Raw genomic sequence first — 14,393 nt, forward strand, 5'->3', positions numbered from 1 at the left:
GAAGCTGTACTTCCGGCGGGCGGTTTGCTCAGCGCTCAGCGAACCCGCGGCTCACCTGGCGTCGTACGCGTTGTAGCGGACGTCGGCCTTCGCGGCGGTCGCCGCACCCTGGTAGCCGACGATGACCTTCAGGCCCTTGCCTGGGACTTGCGGGTCGCGGACTTGTTGAGCGCGGTGATGTCGAACAGCCGCTGGTCCAGCTTGCCGGTGGACATGCCCGCCGCAAGGGCCACGGCGGACGTCGTCGCAACGGAGGAGGAAGGTAGGAGACGGCCCTGGGGACGGTTACGAGCCGGTCCCAAAGCCGTTGTCTTTCCGTGCGGTTACGCGCCCGCGTTCTCCTTGACGGTCAGCTTGCCCTTGCGGATCGTCGCCAGCCGCGGGGCCTTCTTCGCGATCGCGGAGTCGTGGGTGACCATGATGAAGGTCAGTCCGAGCTCCTTCCACATGCGCTCCAGCACCTCCATGATCTCGTCGCGCATCGACTCGTCGAGATTTCCGGTGGGTTCGTCGGCGAGCAGCACCTTCGGCTGCTTGACGAGTGCTCTGGCTATGGCGACGCGCTGCTGCTGTCCTCCGGACATCTCGCCGGGCAGGTGTCCCAGCCGCTCGCCGAGACCGACCGAGGTCAGCGCCTCGGCGGCCCGCTCGCGCCGCTCCTTCCCCTTCACTCCGAGGGGTACGAGAGCGGTTTCGACGTTCTCCTGTGCGGTGAGGGTGGGGATGAGATTGAAGGACTGGAAGACGAAGCCGATGTTCTCGCTGCGGACGTTTGTGAGCCTGGCCTCGGAGAGGCCGGCCAGGTCGGTGCCGTCGAGGACTACTTCGCCGGAGGTGGGGCGGTCGAGACCGCCGAGCATCTGCAGGAGGGTGGACTTGCCGCCGCCGGTGGGGCCCTGGATGACCAGGCGGTCCCCGTCGGCGATGGAGAGGTCGACTCCGTCGAGGGCGTGGATGGTGTCCTTGCCTCGGGTGTAGCGCTTGGTGAGGTTTCTCAGCTCATACATGGGGTGACTCCTGGGTGGGGTTCGGGGGTGGTGCGTGTCGTTGTTCGGCTGCGGGTGGGTGGCGGCTGGTCGCGCAGTTCCCCGCGCCCCTCAAGCCCGTTGCAGCTGCCCGGCAGGCGTGCAGAACCGCCGTAGCTGCGGGCAGTCGTGCCGCCAGGGGCGGCTCCCGACCCGAAGAGAGCGGCACCCCGCACACGTGGGCTGAGCGCACCCACCCCTCCCCAGCCGCAGCCCACGTCGGCTACTCGACGCGGCGAAGGGCATCCGCGGGACGCAACCGCGACGCCCGCCAGCCTCCAAAGGCACCGGCAATCAGACCCCCGGCCACCGCGAGGGCCACCGCGAGCGCAATGGTCGTCACGCTCACCGGCGCCGTCAGCGCAACCTCCAGCGTCTTCGCCGCCCGCCGCCCGGGCCCGCCGAAGCCGCCCCCGGGACCACCGGGCCCGTCCGTACCGCCGCCACTCCCCAACTGCGCCTGCAGCGTGGGGCTGACGCTGGTCACGACGTACGCCCCGGCCAGGCCCAGCGCGATCCCCAGCACACCGCCCAACAGCCCGTTGACCATGGCTTCGCCGACGACCTGCCGGGTCACCCGCCCCGACTTCCACCCCAGCGCCTTCAGCGTGCCGAACTCCCGCACCCGCCGCGAAACGGCAGCGGACGTCAGCAGCCCCGCCACCAGGAACGCGGCCACCAGCACGGCGATCGACAGCCACTTGCCGACATTCGTGGCGAGGGAGGACGCCGTGGACAGCGACCCGGACACCGTCTTCGCAAGGTCCGCGGACGTCGTGACCGTCGTACCCGAGACGTTCTTCTGGATGGTCGACTTGACGGAGTCGATCTGCTGGGAGTCGGTCGCCTTGACGTAGACCGTGGTGATCTTGTTCTTCTCGCCGGCCAGCGTCTGCGCCTGCTGCAGCGGGATGTAGAGATTGGCCGCCGCGTCCCCGCTGTCCGCGGTCGCGATGCCGATCACCGTGAACTTGACGTTCTTGATGGTGACGGTCGAACCGACCTTGTACTTCTTCTCCTTGGCGTACGCGGAGTCCGCCACCACGACCTTGGCGTCGATCTCGGTCGTCTTGAAGGTACGGCCGCTGGTGATCTTCGACGAGGTCAGCGGGCCGAGCGCGGTCTTGGTGACGTCGGTGCCGTAGACCGTGTACTGGTTGATGTCGAAGTCGGCGCCCCCGCCCCGCACCTCGCCCTGCGGCTGCCCGGTGCCGCCACCTGCGCCGCGGCCGGCCTGGCCGCCCGCGGAGTTCTGGTTCTGCTGGAACTGCCCGCGGGTGAACTGCCCGTTGACCTTCACCACGTTGAGGCTCAGCCCGCCCACCGCGGACGAGACGCCCTTCTGGTCCCCGACCTCGCTGACGGTCGAGGCGGCCAGGGTCGTGAAGCCCTGCACCATGACCCGGTCGCTGCTCTGTGTCGAGTCGTCGCCGTTGGCCCGCGCGTCGAACTGGAAGCGCGGACGCTGGGAGCTGCCGGCCGTCGGCGTCGCCGCCTTGGTGACCGTCATGTCGGTTCCCAGCCCGTACAACGACTGGAGGACCTTGTCCTGCGCCTTGCCCATGCCGGACGACACGGAGCTGACCACGATGACGAGCGCGATGCCGAGGGCAAGACCGGAGGCGACGACGAGGGCCGCCTTTCTGCGGCGGCGCAGTTCGCGCCTCAGGTAGGTGAAGAACATGCGCCGCAAGCTAGGGACGCCCCGTGATGACTCGATAAGGCCCTGATAAAAGATGCATGAGAAGGCTTGCAGGGCCCGGAAACACCGATGCCGCCCCTGGGGGCGGCATCGGAGAGCTGTGGACCGGCAGCGGGTCAGATGGCCGAACCGGCCTTCCAGTCCGCCCAGCTCAGGTTCCAGCCGTTGAGGCCGTTGTCCGGCTGGACGGTCTTGTCGCCGGTGTTGGAGACGACCACGACGTCACCGACGATCGAGTGGCTGTACATCCAGTAGCCCGGCGTGCTGGTGTCGTTGGCGCCCTTGGTGTCGGAGAGGCCCACGCAGCCGTGACTGGTGTTCACCGAGCCGAAGATGGACTTCGCGCCCCAGTAGTTGCCGTGCAGGAAGGTGCCGGAGTTGGTGAGGCGGATGGCGTGCGGCACGTCCTTGATGTCGTACTCGGCCTTGCCGTCGTTGTCCGTGAAGCCGACGGTCGTGCCGTTCATACGCGTCTGCTTGTACTTCTCGGACATCACCATGATGCCGTTGTACGTCGTGTGCTCGGGCGAACCGGCCGAGATCGGGATGGTCTTGACGACCTTGCCGTCCTGCGTGACCTTCATCTGCTTGGTCTTGGCGTCGACGTACGAGACCTGGTTGCGGCCGATGTGGAAGGTGACCGTCTTCTGCTGCACCCCGTAGACACCGGAGGCACCCTGGACACCGTCGAGCGCGAGCTTCAGCGTGACGGTGGAGTTCTCCTTCCAGTAGTTCTCGGGGCGGAAGTCGAGGCGGTTGGCGCCGAACCAGTGGCCGACGACCTCCTGGCCGCTGCTGGAGGAGACCGTGATGCCCTTCTGGACCGCGGCCTTGTTGGTGATCGCCTTGTCGAAGTTGATCGACACCGGCATGCCCACGCCGACGGTGCTGCCGTTGTCCGGAGTGAAGGTGCCTATGAAGCTGTTGGCCGGGGCGACCGTGGTGAACGAGGCGTTCTCGTGCGCGACGCGACCGGCGGAGTCCTTCGCCACCGCCGCGACCTTGTAGGTGGTCGAGCGCTCCAGCTGGGCGTTCGGCTTCCAGCTGGTCTTGTCGGCGGAGAGCGTGCCGGCGACGGCGGTGCCGCTCTCGGTCGTCATGGTCACGTTCGTGAGCGTGCCCTTGCTGACGGTGACGGCCGCGGAGTTGTTGATGGAGGCGTTGTCGGAGCCGTCCTTCGGCGTGATCTTGATGTCCGCCTCGGACGCCTTCTGGGCCGCCGCCTCGTCGGCCTTGGCCTGCGAGGTGTCCTTGCCCTTGCTGCCGGAGGCGTCGCCGCCACCACCGCCGGAACAGGCCGAGAGCACCAGAACCCCGCCGAGCAGTGCGGACGCGACCGTCAGGCCCCTGCGCCGCTTACTGTTCGTCATCACACGCTTCTCCATTGTTGCCGTATCCCCAAAAAGCCCCGAGAGCCCCGTCAACGAACTTCAACGCTACGGCCGGTACGTCCCGTTCCACATGTCCCGTAGGTGTGGGGCACACCACGTCGGAGGCGAAGAAAAACCCCGGACGGCGGTCGCCACCCGGGGTCACGTTTGCCCAAGCCGCTCAGGAGACGCCGTCGGCCCCCTCGTCTTCGTCGTCTTCGTCCACATCATCCTCGTCCAGGTCCCAGTCCGGCGAATCGGGGTCGTAGTCGATGGGCTCGCTCGACCAGGAGGCCTGCGCGAGGTCGACCCCGGGCACCTCGCTCACCAGGTCGAACGGGTCGACGAGAGAAGCCAGGGCCTCCGCCGTGTCTTCCGTCACAGCACCCTCGGCGTGCGCCCGCTCGTCGGCCGGCATGTCGGTGTCGTCGGCGAGACGCCGCAGCGCCGCCTTGGTCAGTTCGCCGGGGTCCTCGATTTCGAGGACGAGTTCCACGCGAAGGCGGACAAAACGTGATGTCTCTTCAGTGTTCATGCCCGGAGCGTAAGGCCCGGGGCTCCCGTGACTTTCCTGTGACCCGCGCCTTTCACTAACATCGCCCCACACGGCCAATTCGCCAGCGCCACAAGGGGATCGATATTCCGTGTCATCCGCTCGACGTCCGTTGCTGACCGCCACCGCCGCAGGCACCGTCCTGTGCGCCCTGTGGTTCGTTCCCTCCGCCAAGGCGACCGGGGAAGAACCGGCGAGAACAGCGTCGTCCGCGGCCCCGGTTTCGCAGGTCACAGCGCAGGCGCGGGCCGTCTCGGAGACCACGGACGGCTCCGGCGCCCAGGCCCAACTCGCCGACACGGGAAGCCCCGACACCACTCCTTACGTCGTCGGCGGCACCGTCTTCCTCGGGATCGGCGCCGGATTCGTGGCGTATTCGGTGCGCCGGGAGCGCCTCGGTTTTTGAATTCGCTTGACGTTTCCTTGACGTCACCTTCATAGTCCGCCCATGAAGAGATCATCGAGGGTGCGCGCGGGCGCCACGGCTGCCGTGAGCGTTCTGTCGCTCGCCCTCATCACGGGTTGCGGCGGGAATGCGGACGACTCCCGGGGCTCCGGCTCCAAGGACTCGGCCTCCTCGTCGACTGCGGCCGCGAAGGCGCTCAGCGCGGCCGAGCTGAACAAGCTCATCATCAGCGGGGCGGACCTCGACGGCTACGACGTCAAGTCCGCGGACACCGGCGGCAAGTTCGCCGCGTCCAAGGACCAGGTGAAGGTGGCGGACGCGAAGTGCGCACCGCTCGCCTACGTCCTCACCGGGTTCGCGCCGGGCGACACGAGCGCGTACGTGAACCGGATGGCCACGGAGAAGAGCGACAAGCCCACACCGACGGGCACCTCGGACAAGGACCTCGACGCCGCGATGAACGGCCTCCAGGACGTCCTGGAGTCCAAGTTGACGATCGTCTCGCTGTCCTCGTACGACGGCGGGGGCGCCCAGGACACGATGAAGTCGGTGTCGGACGCGGTGAGCGGCTGCGCGAACGGCTTCACGGTCTCCGCCAAGGGCCAGGACACGCAGAAGTTCACGAAGGTCGCCGAGGAGAAGTCCTCCGGCAGCGGTGACGAGTCGGTGGCGTTCGCCGTGACCGGCAAGACCGAGGGCGACACGACGACGGTGCACGCAGAGGTGGTGCGACACGGCTCCACGGTCGCCACCTACTACTCGATCAGCCTGGCGGCCCTGGCCGGCAAGCAGGACAAGTACGGCGTCCCCGCCGAGATCGTCAAGGCCCAGGCGACCAAGCTCGCCCAGAGCTGACATGCAGGGAGGGCCGCCGCCGGGGAAAGACAGCGGCGGCGGCCTCGTACCTACCGGAGCGGTCAGGCGAGCGGTCCCGTCACTCGCTCCACCGCGGCGACCAGATGCCCCTCGCGCACGAACGCGTCCGCGGCGGCCAGGTCGGGCGCCAGGAACCGGTCCGGACCGGGGCCCTGGACCCCCGCCGCGCGCGCGGCCGTGATGGCGGCCTGCGAGGCGGGCGCCGGCGCCAGGCCCTCGCGCAGTTCGATGGCGCGGGTGGCGGCGTACAGCTCGATGGCGACCACGCGCGTGAGGTTGTCGACGGCCGTACGGAGCTTGCGGGCGGCCGACCAGCCCATGGAGACGTGGTCCTCCTGCATGGCGGAGGAGGGGATCGAGTCCGCGGACGCCGGTACCGCCAGCCGCTTCATCTCACTGACCAGCGCGGCCTGCGTGTACTGGGCGATCATCAGCCCCGAGTCGACACCGGCGTCGTCGGCCAGGAACGGCGGCAGACCGTGGCTGCGGTTCTTGTCGAGCAGCCGGTCGGTGCGCCGCTCGGCGATCGAGGCGAGGTCGGCGGCGGCGATGGCGAGGAAGTCCAGGACGTACGCCACCGGGGCGCCGTGGAAGTTGCCGTTGGACTCGACGCGCCCGTCGGGCAGGACGACCGGGTTGTCCACGGCCGAGGCCAGCTCGCGCTCGGCGACCAGCCGGGCGTGCGCCATGGTGTCCCGTCCGGCGCCGGCGACCTGCGGGGCGCAGCGCACCGAGTAGGCGTCCTGGACGCGCGGCGCGTCGTCCTGGTGGTGCCCCGTGAGCTCCGAACCCTTCAGTACGGCCAGCATGTTGGCGGCGGAGGCGCCCTGCCCGGGGTGCGGGCGGATGGCGTGCAGCTCGGGGGCGAGCACCTTGTCCGTCCCGAGCAGCGCCTCAAGGGACAGAGCGGCCGTGATGTCGGCGGACTTGTAGAGGGCTTCCAGGTCGGCGAGGGCCATGACCAGCATGCCGAGCATGCCGTCGGTGCCGTTGAGAAGGGCGAGGCCCTCCTTCTCCCGCAGTGCGACGGGGGCGATCCCGTGCTCTGCAAGGAGCTCGCCGGCAGGGCGCACGGTGCCGTCCGGTCCTTCCGCCTCTCCCTCGCCCATGAGCGTGAGGGCGCAGTGGGACAGAGGAGCGAGGTCTCCGGAGCAGCCGAGGGAGCCGTACTCGTGGACGACCGGGGTGATCCCGGCGTTGAGCACGTCGGCCATGGTCTGCGCGACCTCGGGCCGCACGCCCGTGTGCCCCGAGCAGACGGTCTTCAGCCGCAGGAACATCAGGGCCCGTACGACTTCCCGCTCCACCCGCGGCCCGAGGCCGGCGGCGTGCGAGCGGACGATGTTGCGCTGCAGCTGAGCGCGGAGTTCCGGGCTGATGTGCCGGGTCGCCAGGGCCCCGAAGCCGGTGCTGACGCCGTAGACGGGCTCGGGCTTGGCCGCCAGCGCGTCCACGATCTCCCGGGCCGCGGCCAGAGCCGCCACCGCCTCCGCGGAAAGCTCGACCCGGGCACCGCCGCGCGCCACGGCAAGAACGTCGGACGCGGTCACCCCGGACGTCCCCACCACCACAGTGTGCATATCCATATTCAGGAGCGTACGCAGTGAAGACGAAGATGTCACTACCGGGTCGCGGGTAAGCCCCTTACAGAACTCTTCAGCCCGTCCCGCGTTCGAGAGCGAGGCCGTTCAGGCCGACCGGGGGTCCGGGGGCGGCGCCCCCGGCACGTCCCCGCGGGCCCCCCGGAACCGACGCCGCTCCGCAGGACCCTGCGGCGACGGCTCGTCGGCCAACCGCACCACCGGATCGTCGGGCCCCGCCCGCCCCGCCACCACGGGGCTGCTCGCGCGGAGCGCCTTCGCCCGGTACTGGGCCGCGTCCGCCAGCCGGAACAGCCGCCGGGCCGACCGCACGGGCCCGATGGGATCCTCGGTGGAAGCGACCCCGCAGGCGACCCCGTCGCCGAGTTCCAACTCGGCGGCGCGGCGGCAGAGTTCGTCGGCCGCCTTGACCGCCTCGTCGGCGGACGGGCCGACGGAGAGCAGACAGAACTCGTCGCCGCCGAGGCGGGCGGCCAACGTGCCGGGGAGCATCGCGCCGCACAGGGAGAGGACGGAGCCGAACCGTTCCAGGAGGCGGTCGCCGACGGCGTGCCCCTGGGTGTCGTTCACGCGCTTGAGGCCGTTGAGGTCGCAGACGACGAGGCTGACGACCGTGCCGTCCGCGCGGTGCCGCTCCACGGCCTCGTCCAGCTTCGCGTCGACGGCACGGCGGTTGGCGAGACCGGTGAGGGCGTCGGTGTAGGCGAGCCGCCTCACCTCCTCCAGCCGCTCGGCCTGCGCGATCCCGGCGGCGACGACGGCGGCCAGAACCGTAGCGAAGTCGGCGTCACCCCGGTCGAAGACGGGAGCACCGGCAGGGCGTGCCACGTAGAGCTCGCCCCACGCGCGCCCGTGCAGCACGATCGGGGCGACGACACAGCACCCGCGGCCCCGGCGGCGCAGGGCCGCGACCCGCTGGTGGAGGTATCCGGGACGGCCGCCCGCCGCGGGCCCCTGCGCGGTCTCGACCCAGGCGTCGGGCTCGCCGCCGCCGGCCCATCGCTCGTGCAGGAACTCGGTGATCTCGGGGAACTGGTGCACGGGGTACGACTCGTCCTCCGGGAACTCCTCCTCCCCCTCGGCCCGCTCCCCCACGTTCGCGAGGACCCGCAGCCGGCCGAGCTCCCGCTCCCACACCGACAACGCGGCGAAGCTCCCGCCGAGCGCACGGCACCCCCCGGCCGCCGCCGCCCGCCACGCCTCGCGCGAGCCGTGGGCCGCGGCCATGCCCTGCGCCAGCGCGACGACCGCTGCGAGCCGTTTGTCCTCACCCATTACTCCAGGTTAGGGAGGTTTCTATTGATTTGTTCTCCTGATACGGCGGTGGGGTGACCGGCCCTGGGCTTCACCCCCCGGACCCCGGCTGGTTTCACTCACCCGGCCAATCGGGCCGCCGCTTCTCGTTGAACGCCGCCACCCCCTCCGCCCGGTCCCCCGAGAACGCCACCGACCGCCATGCCGCGTCCTCGACCTCAAGCCCGGCCCGCAGATCGAGCCCGTGCCCGAGACGCAGTGCGCGCTTGGCGGCCCGCAGGCCGACCGGGGAGTTCGCGGCGATGCGGGCGGCCAGCTCCAGCGACGCCTCGCGGTCGCGTCCCTCCTCCACCAGCTCGTCGACGAGCCCCAACTCCCGTGCCTCCGCGGCCTGCAGACGCCGTGCCGTGAAGATGAGCTCGGCCGCGCGCGCGGCCCCCACCCGCCGCGGCAGCAGCTGCGTACCGCCGCCGCCGGGGATGACGCCCACGGACACCTCCGGCAGCCCCACCACCGCCGTACGGTCGGCCACGATCAGGTCGCACGACAACGCCAGCTCGAAGCCTCCGCCCAGGGCGAACCCGTGCACCGCCGCGATCGTCGGCACCGGCAGCTCCAGGACCCCGGTGTAGGCGGCCCGCGCGACCGGCCGCTGCCGGAGCAGATCGGCGTCGGTGAAGGAGTTGCGCTCCTTGAGGTCGGCACCGACGCAGAACGCCCGCTCGTGCGTGGACGTCACCACGACCACCCGTACGTCACGGTCCGCGGCGAGTGCCGTGCAGGCCGCGGCGATCGACCGCGCCATCTCGCTCGACACGGCGTTCATGGCCTTGGGCCGGTCGAGGACGAGTTCCGCGACATGCCCGACGTCCCCGACACCCTCGTCGCCGTGTCGCCGCACCAGCACGAACTCCCCGAACCGCTCCTCGCCCATGACACCCTCCGGTTAACGCGGGTTAACAACCGTCGGCCCGATCATTGCAGGGTTTCGTTCCGTTGTCCCCGTTCGGGTGACATCCCGCCCAACTCCCGCCACACCGCCCACGGGAGCGCATACGGTGCGTCCGCCACGGCGCACAGGGGAGCGCGGGCGCAAAGGGGGAGGGGACATGATGACGGTGACGGCGGAAACATCGATGAGGCGGGGCCGCCATCGCAGGCCCCGCCCCCGCAAACTGCTGTTCGCCGTCAGCGGCCTGGCCCTGGCCGCGGGCGCCCTGAGCCTCGTACGGATGGCCCCGGATTCGGGAAGCGCCGGTCTCGGCACCACGGAGGCGGACCCCGGGCAGGATCCGGCTGCCGGCACCGACCAGGCGAGCACCGCCGTAGCCGCCGTCGCGGCCGCCCCCCGGGTGAGCCCGTCGGCGACGTACGCGATGGGCGGGGCGACCACGACCCCGACGGCGCCTTCCACCCTCGTACCCATGCAAACGGCGCCCCCGTCACCGAGCCTGGCGCCCACTCCGGGCTCCACAACCATCCCGGTCACACCGAACACCCCGGCGGCCACGGCCACTCAGCAGCCGCCTGCGACAGAGGCTCCCGCCCCACGCTCAAGTCCGACACCCGGTAGGACGACATCCCCGCCGACCCCGCAGCCCAGCGAGACGGAGCCAGGTCTGTGCGTACCAGCCATCGGCCTGTGCGTGGACTCACTCGCCAGGCGCTGAGGAGCGCCCCATAGGGGCGCGGGGCTGTATCAATATGCGGCTCCGCCGCGTGGGCGCGACCAGCCACAACGAAGCCGCAGCCGAAAAGGCTCGATCAGCACCCCCCGCGGCGGAGCCGCAAATCAGGCACACCCGGCGGGGCGCTCAGCCCCGCCGCGTCAGGAGCCACGGCTCGACGACGCCAAGCCCCCGCACCGGCCGCTGCCACATCGGCTGCAGCGCAAACCGGTACGCCGGCGGCTCCTCCCCCTCCTTCTCCGCCGCGGCAGCCGCTTCGGCCGCCTCGGCCTCGGAGGCCGGCGCCTCCCCGGTGCGGATCAGCTCCTGGGCGAAGTCGGCGTCGACCAGGACGGCGTCACGCGGGGCTATCGACGTCAACCGGGAGGCGAGGTTCACCGTCGTACCGAAGACATCGCCCATACGAGTGGTCACCGTGCCGAAGGCGATGCCGACGCGCAGCTCGGGCATCGTCTCGTCGTTCGCCATCGTCTCTATGAGACGCAGCGCGATCTCGGCGGCGATCCCGGCGTCGTCGGCCGCGTAGAGCACCTCGTCGCCCAGCGTCTTGACCAGCCGGCCGCCGTGCGCGGCGACCAGGTCGGCGGCGGTGGTCTCGAAGGCCTCGACGAGTTCGCCGAGTTCCTCCTCCTCCATACGGCGGGTCAGCCGGGTGAAGCCCACCAGGTCCGCGAAGCCGACGGCCAGGCGCCGGTCGACCATCTCCTCGTCGTCGGCGGCCTGCACCACCCGCCCGGCCGAGGCGGCGAGCTGGCGCCGCCAGACGTAGACGAGGAACTCCTCCAGCTCGGGCAGGAGCAGTTCGACGATCGGGTACGTGACCTCGGTGCGCGTCATCCCGGGCTCCGGGGGCTCGGTGAGGCCCTCCAGGAAGGAGTCGATCTGCCACTCGGCGAGCCGGGCGGTGGTCTGCCCGGTGGACCGGGCCACCTGCACCGCCATCGCCTCGCTCAGCAGCCCGGCCTCGACGAGGCCGGACAGCCGGCGCAGCGCGAGTACGTCGGCCTCGGTGAGCGCCTTGGCCTGTCCGATGTCGGCGAAGCCCATGGCCCGCCAGAAGCGGGTGGCCAGCTCCACCGAGACGCCCGCGCTGCGGGCCGCCTGAAAGGGGGTGTAGCGTCGCTCCGCGCCGAGGATCAGGTGTTCCAGACGCAGGGCGAGCGGGTCCTCGCCGGGATCGGCGGCGTGGGGGTCCACCCGGCCGTCCGCGCCCGTGCCGGAGCCCGTGTCGTCGACGGTCACGCCTGCTGCCCTTCCGATCTGCCACGGTCAGGTATCGACCGGCCTCAACTGTACGGCAGGTGTGCGGTAGCTCACTCCGTTCGGGGGCCGGCAGGGGTGGTCACCCCTGAGCCGGTCGCAAGTGGACGACGTCTCCCGCACCCACTGGTTCCTGCACTCCGTCCGCCGTGGCGATCACCAGCCTTCCGTCGCCGTCCACCGCCACCGCCTCCCCGGTGATCGAACGGTCGCCCGGCAGCTCCGCCCGCACCGTCCTGCCCAGCGTCGCGCAGCCCGCCGCGTACGTCTCCTGCAGGCCGCTGACCGACGGATCACCGCCCGCGTCGCGCCAGCGCCCGTACCACTCCTCCAGGGACCGCAGCATGGCCCTGAGCAGGGGGTCACGGTCGGTGCTCACCGCTCCGGCGAGGGCCAGCGAGCCCGCCTGCGGCACCGGCAGCTCGTCCTCCCGCAGCGTGACGTTGATGCCGACCCCGATGACGACCCCGTCGTCCCCGGCCCGCTCGGCGAGGATGCCGCCGGCCTTGCGTTCCTCGCCGCCGATGGAAACAAGCAGGTCGTTGGGCCACTTGAGTGCCGTGTCGACGCCCGCCGAGCGGGACAGCCCGGTCGCCACGGCGACCCCGGTGAGCAGCGGCAGCCAGCCCCAGCGGGCGACCGGCACCTCGGCCGGCTTCAGCAGCACGGAGAAGAAGAGGCCGGAGCGGGCCGGTGCGGTCCACCGGCGGTCCAGGCGGCCCCGCCCGGAGGTCTGCTCCTCGGCGACCAGGACGTGCCCCTCGCCCGCCTTGCCCGCGCCCGCCAGGGCGACCAGGTCGGAGTTGGTGGAGCCGGTGCTGCGCACCACCTCCACCTCGCGCCACAGCCCGCCCTCCTGCACGAGCCCGCGGCGCAGCGCGACGGCGTTGAGCGGAGGCCGGTCCAGGTCGGACCAGCGGCTGTCGTCTGAAGCATCTCGCGGCGTCATGCAAGCCACCCTAGGTGTGTGAAACGCCGCACTGCTGATTCGTAGCGCCACCACTACTCTACGGATGAGTAACCGTCCCCCCTTTTGAGCAGGCAGGGAGCCGCGATCCCGATGTCCGAGCCGGAAGAGATCGATATCCACACCACCGCGGGCAAGCTCGCGGATCTCCAGCGTCGTATCGAGGAAGCGACGCACGCCGGCTCCGCACGCGCCGTCGAAAAACAGCACGCCAAGGGCAAGTTGACGGCCCGTGAGCGGATCGAGCTCCTCCTCGACGAGGGCTCCTTCGTCGAGCTGGACGAGTTCGCCCGGCACCGGTCGACGAACTTCGGTCTGGAGAACAACCGCCCGTACGGGGACGGCGTGGTGACCGGTTACGGCACCGTCGACGGCCGCCCCGTCGCGGTCTTCTCCCAGGACTTCACCGTCTTCGGCGGCGCCCTCGGCGAGGTCTACGGCCAGAAGATCGTCAAGGTCATGGACTTCGCGCTGAAGACCGGCTGTCCGGTCATCGGCATCAACGACTCCGGCGGCGCCCGCATCCAGGAGGGGGTCGCCTCCCTGGGCGCGTACGGCGAGATCTTCCGCCGCAACACCCACGCCAGCGGTGTCATCCCGCAGATCTCCCTGGTCGTCGGCCCGTGCGCGGGCGGCGCGGTCTACTCCCCCGCGATCACCGACTTCACGGTCATGGTCGACCAGACCTCACACATGTTCATCACCGGCCCTGACGTCATCAAGACGGTCACCGGTGAGGACGTCGGCTTCGAGGAGCTGGGCGGCGCCCGCACCCACAACTCCACCTCCGGCGTGGCCCACCACATGGCCGGCGACGAGAAGGACGCCATCGAGTACGTCAAGCAGCTGCTGTCGTACCTGCCGTCCAACAACCTCTCCGAGGCGCCGGTCTTCCCGGAGGAGGCGGACCTGGCGGTCACCGCCGAGGACCTCGAGCTGGACACCATCGTGCCGGACAGCGCGAACCAGCCGTACGACATGCACACGGTGATCGAACACGTCCTTGACGACGCCGAGTTCTTCGAGACGCAGCCGCTGTTCGCGCCGAACATCCTCACCGGGTTCGGGCGGGTGGAGGGCCACCCGGTCGGCATCGTCGCCAACCAGCCGATGCAGTTCGCGGGTTGCCTCGACATCGACGCGAGCGAGAAGGCGGCGCGCTTCGTGCGCACCTGCGACGCCTTCAACATCCCGGTCATCACCTTCGTCGACGTGCCGGGCTTCCTGCCGGGCGTCGACCAGGAGCACACCGGCATCATCCGCCGCGGCGCCAAGCTGATCTACGCCTACGCCGAAGCGACCGTCCCGCTGATCACGGTGATCACCCGCAAGGCCTTCGGCGGCGCCTACGACGTCATGGGCTCCAAGCACCTCGGCGCGGACATCAACCTCGCCTGGCCGACCGCCCAGATCGCCGTCATGGGCGCCCAGGGCGCGGTCAACATCCTGCACCGCCGCACCATCGCGGAGGCGGAGGCCGCCTCAGACGTGGAGGCGACCCGCGCCCGTCTGATCCAGGAGTACGAGGACGCCCTCCTCAACCCCTACATCGCGGCCGAGCGCGGCTACATCGACTCGGTGATCATGCCGTCCGACACCCGCCGGCATGTCGTCCGCGGCCTGCGTCAGCTGCGCACCAAGCGGGAATCCCTGCCCCCGAAGAAGCACGGCAACATCCCCCTCTAGGAGCC

12 protein-coding genes are annotated in these 14,393 nt (G+C 70.5%); 3 read left to right on the top strand and 9 right to left on the bottom strand.

Annotation, left to right across the window (positions count from 1 at the left end; genetic code table 11):
• Window positions 1–323: 323 nt before the first annotated feature.
• The 4 genes from ABD355_RS32355 to ABD355_RS32370 form a co-directional block, all read right to left on the bottom strand.
• Entirely contained in the window at window positions 324–1,007 is a 684-nt protein-coding gene (locus ABD355_RS32355; protein ID WP_344404427.1) for an ABC transporter ATP-binding protein, read from the bottom strand.
• A gap of 241 nt (window positions 1,008–1,248) precedes the next feature.
• Window positions 1,249–2,709, bottom strand: a complete 1,461-nt coding sequence (locus ABD355_RS32360) for an ABC transporter permease (RefSeq protein WP_344404428.1) — start codon at window positions 2,707–2,709, stop codon at window positions 1,249–1,251.
• A 134-nt stretch (window positions 2,710–2,843) separates the two neighbouring features.
• The gene (locus ABD355_RS32365; protein WP_344404429.1) at window positions 2,844–4,112 is read right to left on the bottom strand and encodes a L,D-transpeptidase; all 1,269 of its coding nucleotides are present in this window, start codon (window positions 4,110–4,112) and stop codon (window positions 2,844–2,846) included.
• 166 nt (window positions 4,113–4,278) lie between these two features.
• On the bottom strand, window positions 4,279–4,632 hold the full coding sequence (locus ABD355_RS32370; protein WP_344404431.1) for a hypothetical protein: 354 nt from the start codon (window positions 4,630–4,632) through the stop codon (window positions 4,279–4,281).
• 109 nt (window positions 4,633–4,741) lie between these two features.
• Between ABD355_RS32370 and ABD355_RS32375 the strand changes: the two genes are divergently transcribed.
• On the top strand, window positions 4,742–5,056 hold the full coding sequence (locus tag ABD355_RS32375) for a hypothetical protein (protein WP_344404432.1): 315 nt from the start codon (window positions 4,742–4,744) through the stop codon (window positions 5,054–5,056).
• A gap of 42 nt (window positions 5,057–5,098) precedes the next feature.
• Window positions 5,099–5,911 (top strand): hypothetical protein, encoded by an 813-nt coding sequence (locus tag ABD355_RS32380; protein WP_344404433.1) that lies wholly within the window; start codon window positions 5,099–5,101, stop codon window positions 5,909–5,911.
• A gap of 62 nt (window positions 5,912–5,973) precedes the next feature.
• On the opposite strand, the gene hutH is transcribed toward ABD355_RS32380, so the two are convergent.
• The 5 genes from hutH to ABD355_RS32405 form a co-directional block, all read right to left on the bottom strand.
• The gene (hutH, locus tag ABD355_RS32385) at window positions 5,974–7,512 is read right to left on the bottom strand and encodes a histidine ammonia-lyase (RefSeq protein WP_344404692.1); all 1,539 of its coding nucleotides are present in this window, start codon (window positions 7,510–7,512) and stop codon (window positions 5,974–5,976) included.
• 108 nt (window positions 7,513–7,620) lie between these two features.
• The gene (locus ABD355_RS32390; protein WP_344404434.1) at window positions 7,621–8,808 is read right to left on the bottom strand and encodes a GGDEF domain-containing protein; all 1,188 of its coding nucleotides are present in this window, start codon (window positions 8,806–8,808) and stop codon (window positions 7,621–7,623) included.
• 94 nt (window positions 8,809–8,902) lie between these two features.
• Window positions 8,903–9,721: an enoyl-CoA hydratase/isomerase family protein gene (locus ABD355_RS32395; RefSeq protein ID WP_344404435.1), complete on the bottom strand. Its 819-nt coding sequence runs from the start codon at window positions 9,719–9,721 to the stop codon at window positions 8,903–8,905.
• Window positions 9,722–10,601: 880 nt separating this feature from the next.
• On the bottom strand, window positions 10,602–11,717 hold the full coding sequence (locus tag ABD355_RS32400) for an adenylate/guanylate cyclase domain-containing protein (protein WP_344404436.1): 1,116 nt from the start codon (window positions 11,715–11,717) through the stop codon (window positions 10,602–10,604).
• Between the two features lie 100 nt (window positions 11,718–11,817).
• Window positions 11,818–12,684 carry a biotin--[acetyl-CoA-carboxylase] ligase gene (locus ABD355_RS32405; RefSeq protein ID WP_344404437.1) on the bottom strand — a complete coding sequence of 289 codons (867 nt, stop codon included), beginning with the start codon at window positions 12,682–12,684 and terminating at the stop codon, window positions 11,818–11,820.
• Window positions 12,685–12,795: 111 nt separating this feature from the next.
• Between ABD355_RS32405 and ABD355_RS32410 the strand changes: the two genes are divergently transcribed.
• Window positions 12,796–14,388: an acyl-CoA carboxylase subunit beta gene (locus ABD355_RS32410; RefSeq protein WP_344404438.1), complete on the top strand. Its 1,593-nt coding sequence runs from the start codon at window positions 12,796–12,798 to the stop codon at window positions 14,386–14,388.
• Window positions 14,389–14,393 lie beyond the last annotated feature (5 nt).

Source organism: Streptomyces longisporus, from assembly GCF_039532765.1.
GTDB classification, from domain to species: Bacteria; Actinomycetota; Actinomycetes; order Streptomycetales; family Streptomycetaceae; genus Streptomyces; species Streptomyces longisporus.

Excerpts from the sequence above, each read along its gene's own strand:
- ABD355_RS32355 (WP_344404427.1), bottom strand. The coding sequence starts at position 1,007 with ATGTATGAGCTGAGAAACCTCACCAAGCGCTACACCCGAGGCAAGGAC.
- ABD355_RS32360 (WP_344404428.1), bottom strand. The coding sequence starts at position 2,709 with ATGTTCTTCACCTACCTGAGGCGCGAACTGCGCCGCCGCAGAAAGGCG.
- ABD355_RS32365 (WP_344404429.1), bottom strand. The coding sequence starts at position 4,112 with ATGGAGAAGCGTGTGATGACGAACAGTAAGCGGCGCAGGGGCCTGACG.
- ABD355_RS32370 (WP_344404431.1), bottom strand. The coding sequence starts at position 4,632 with ATGAACACTGAAGAGACATCACGTTTTGTCCGCCTTCGCGTGGAACTC.
- ABD355_RS32380 (WP_344404433.1), top strand. The coding sequence starts at position 5,099 with ATGAAGAGATCATCGAGGGTGCGCGCGGGCGCCACGGCTGCCGTGAGC.
- hutH (WP_344404692.1), bottom strand. The coding sequence starts at position 7,512 with ATGCACACTGTGGTGGTGGGGACGTCCGGGGTGACCGCGTCCGACGTT.
- ABD355_RS32390 (WP_344404434.1), bottom strand. The coding sequence starts at position 8,808 with ATGGGTGAGGACAAACGGCTCGCAGCGGTCGTCGCGCTGGCGCAGGGC.
- ABD355_RS32395 (WP_344404435.1), bottom strand. The coding sequence starts at position 9,721 with ATGGGCGAGGAGCGGTTCGGGGAGTTCGTGCTGGTGCGGCGACACGGC.
- ABD355_RS32405 (WP_344404437.1), bottom strand. The coding sequence starts at position 12,684 with ATGACGCCGCGAGATGCTTCAGACGACAGCCGCTGGTCCGACCTGGAC.
- ABD355_RS32410 (WP_344404438.1), top strand. The coding sequence starts at position 12,796 with ATGTCCGAGCCGGAAGAGATCGATATCCACACCACCGCGGGCAAGCTC.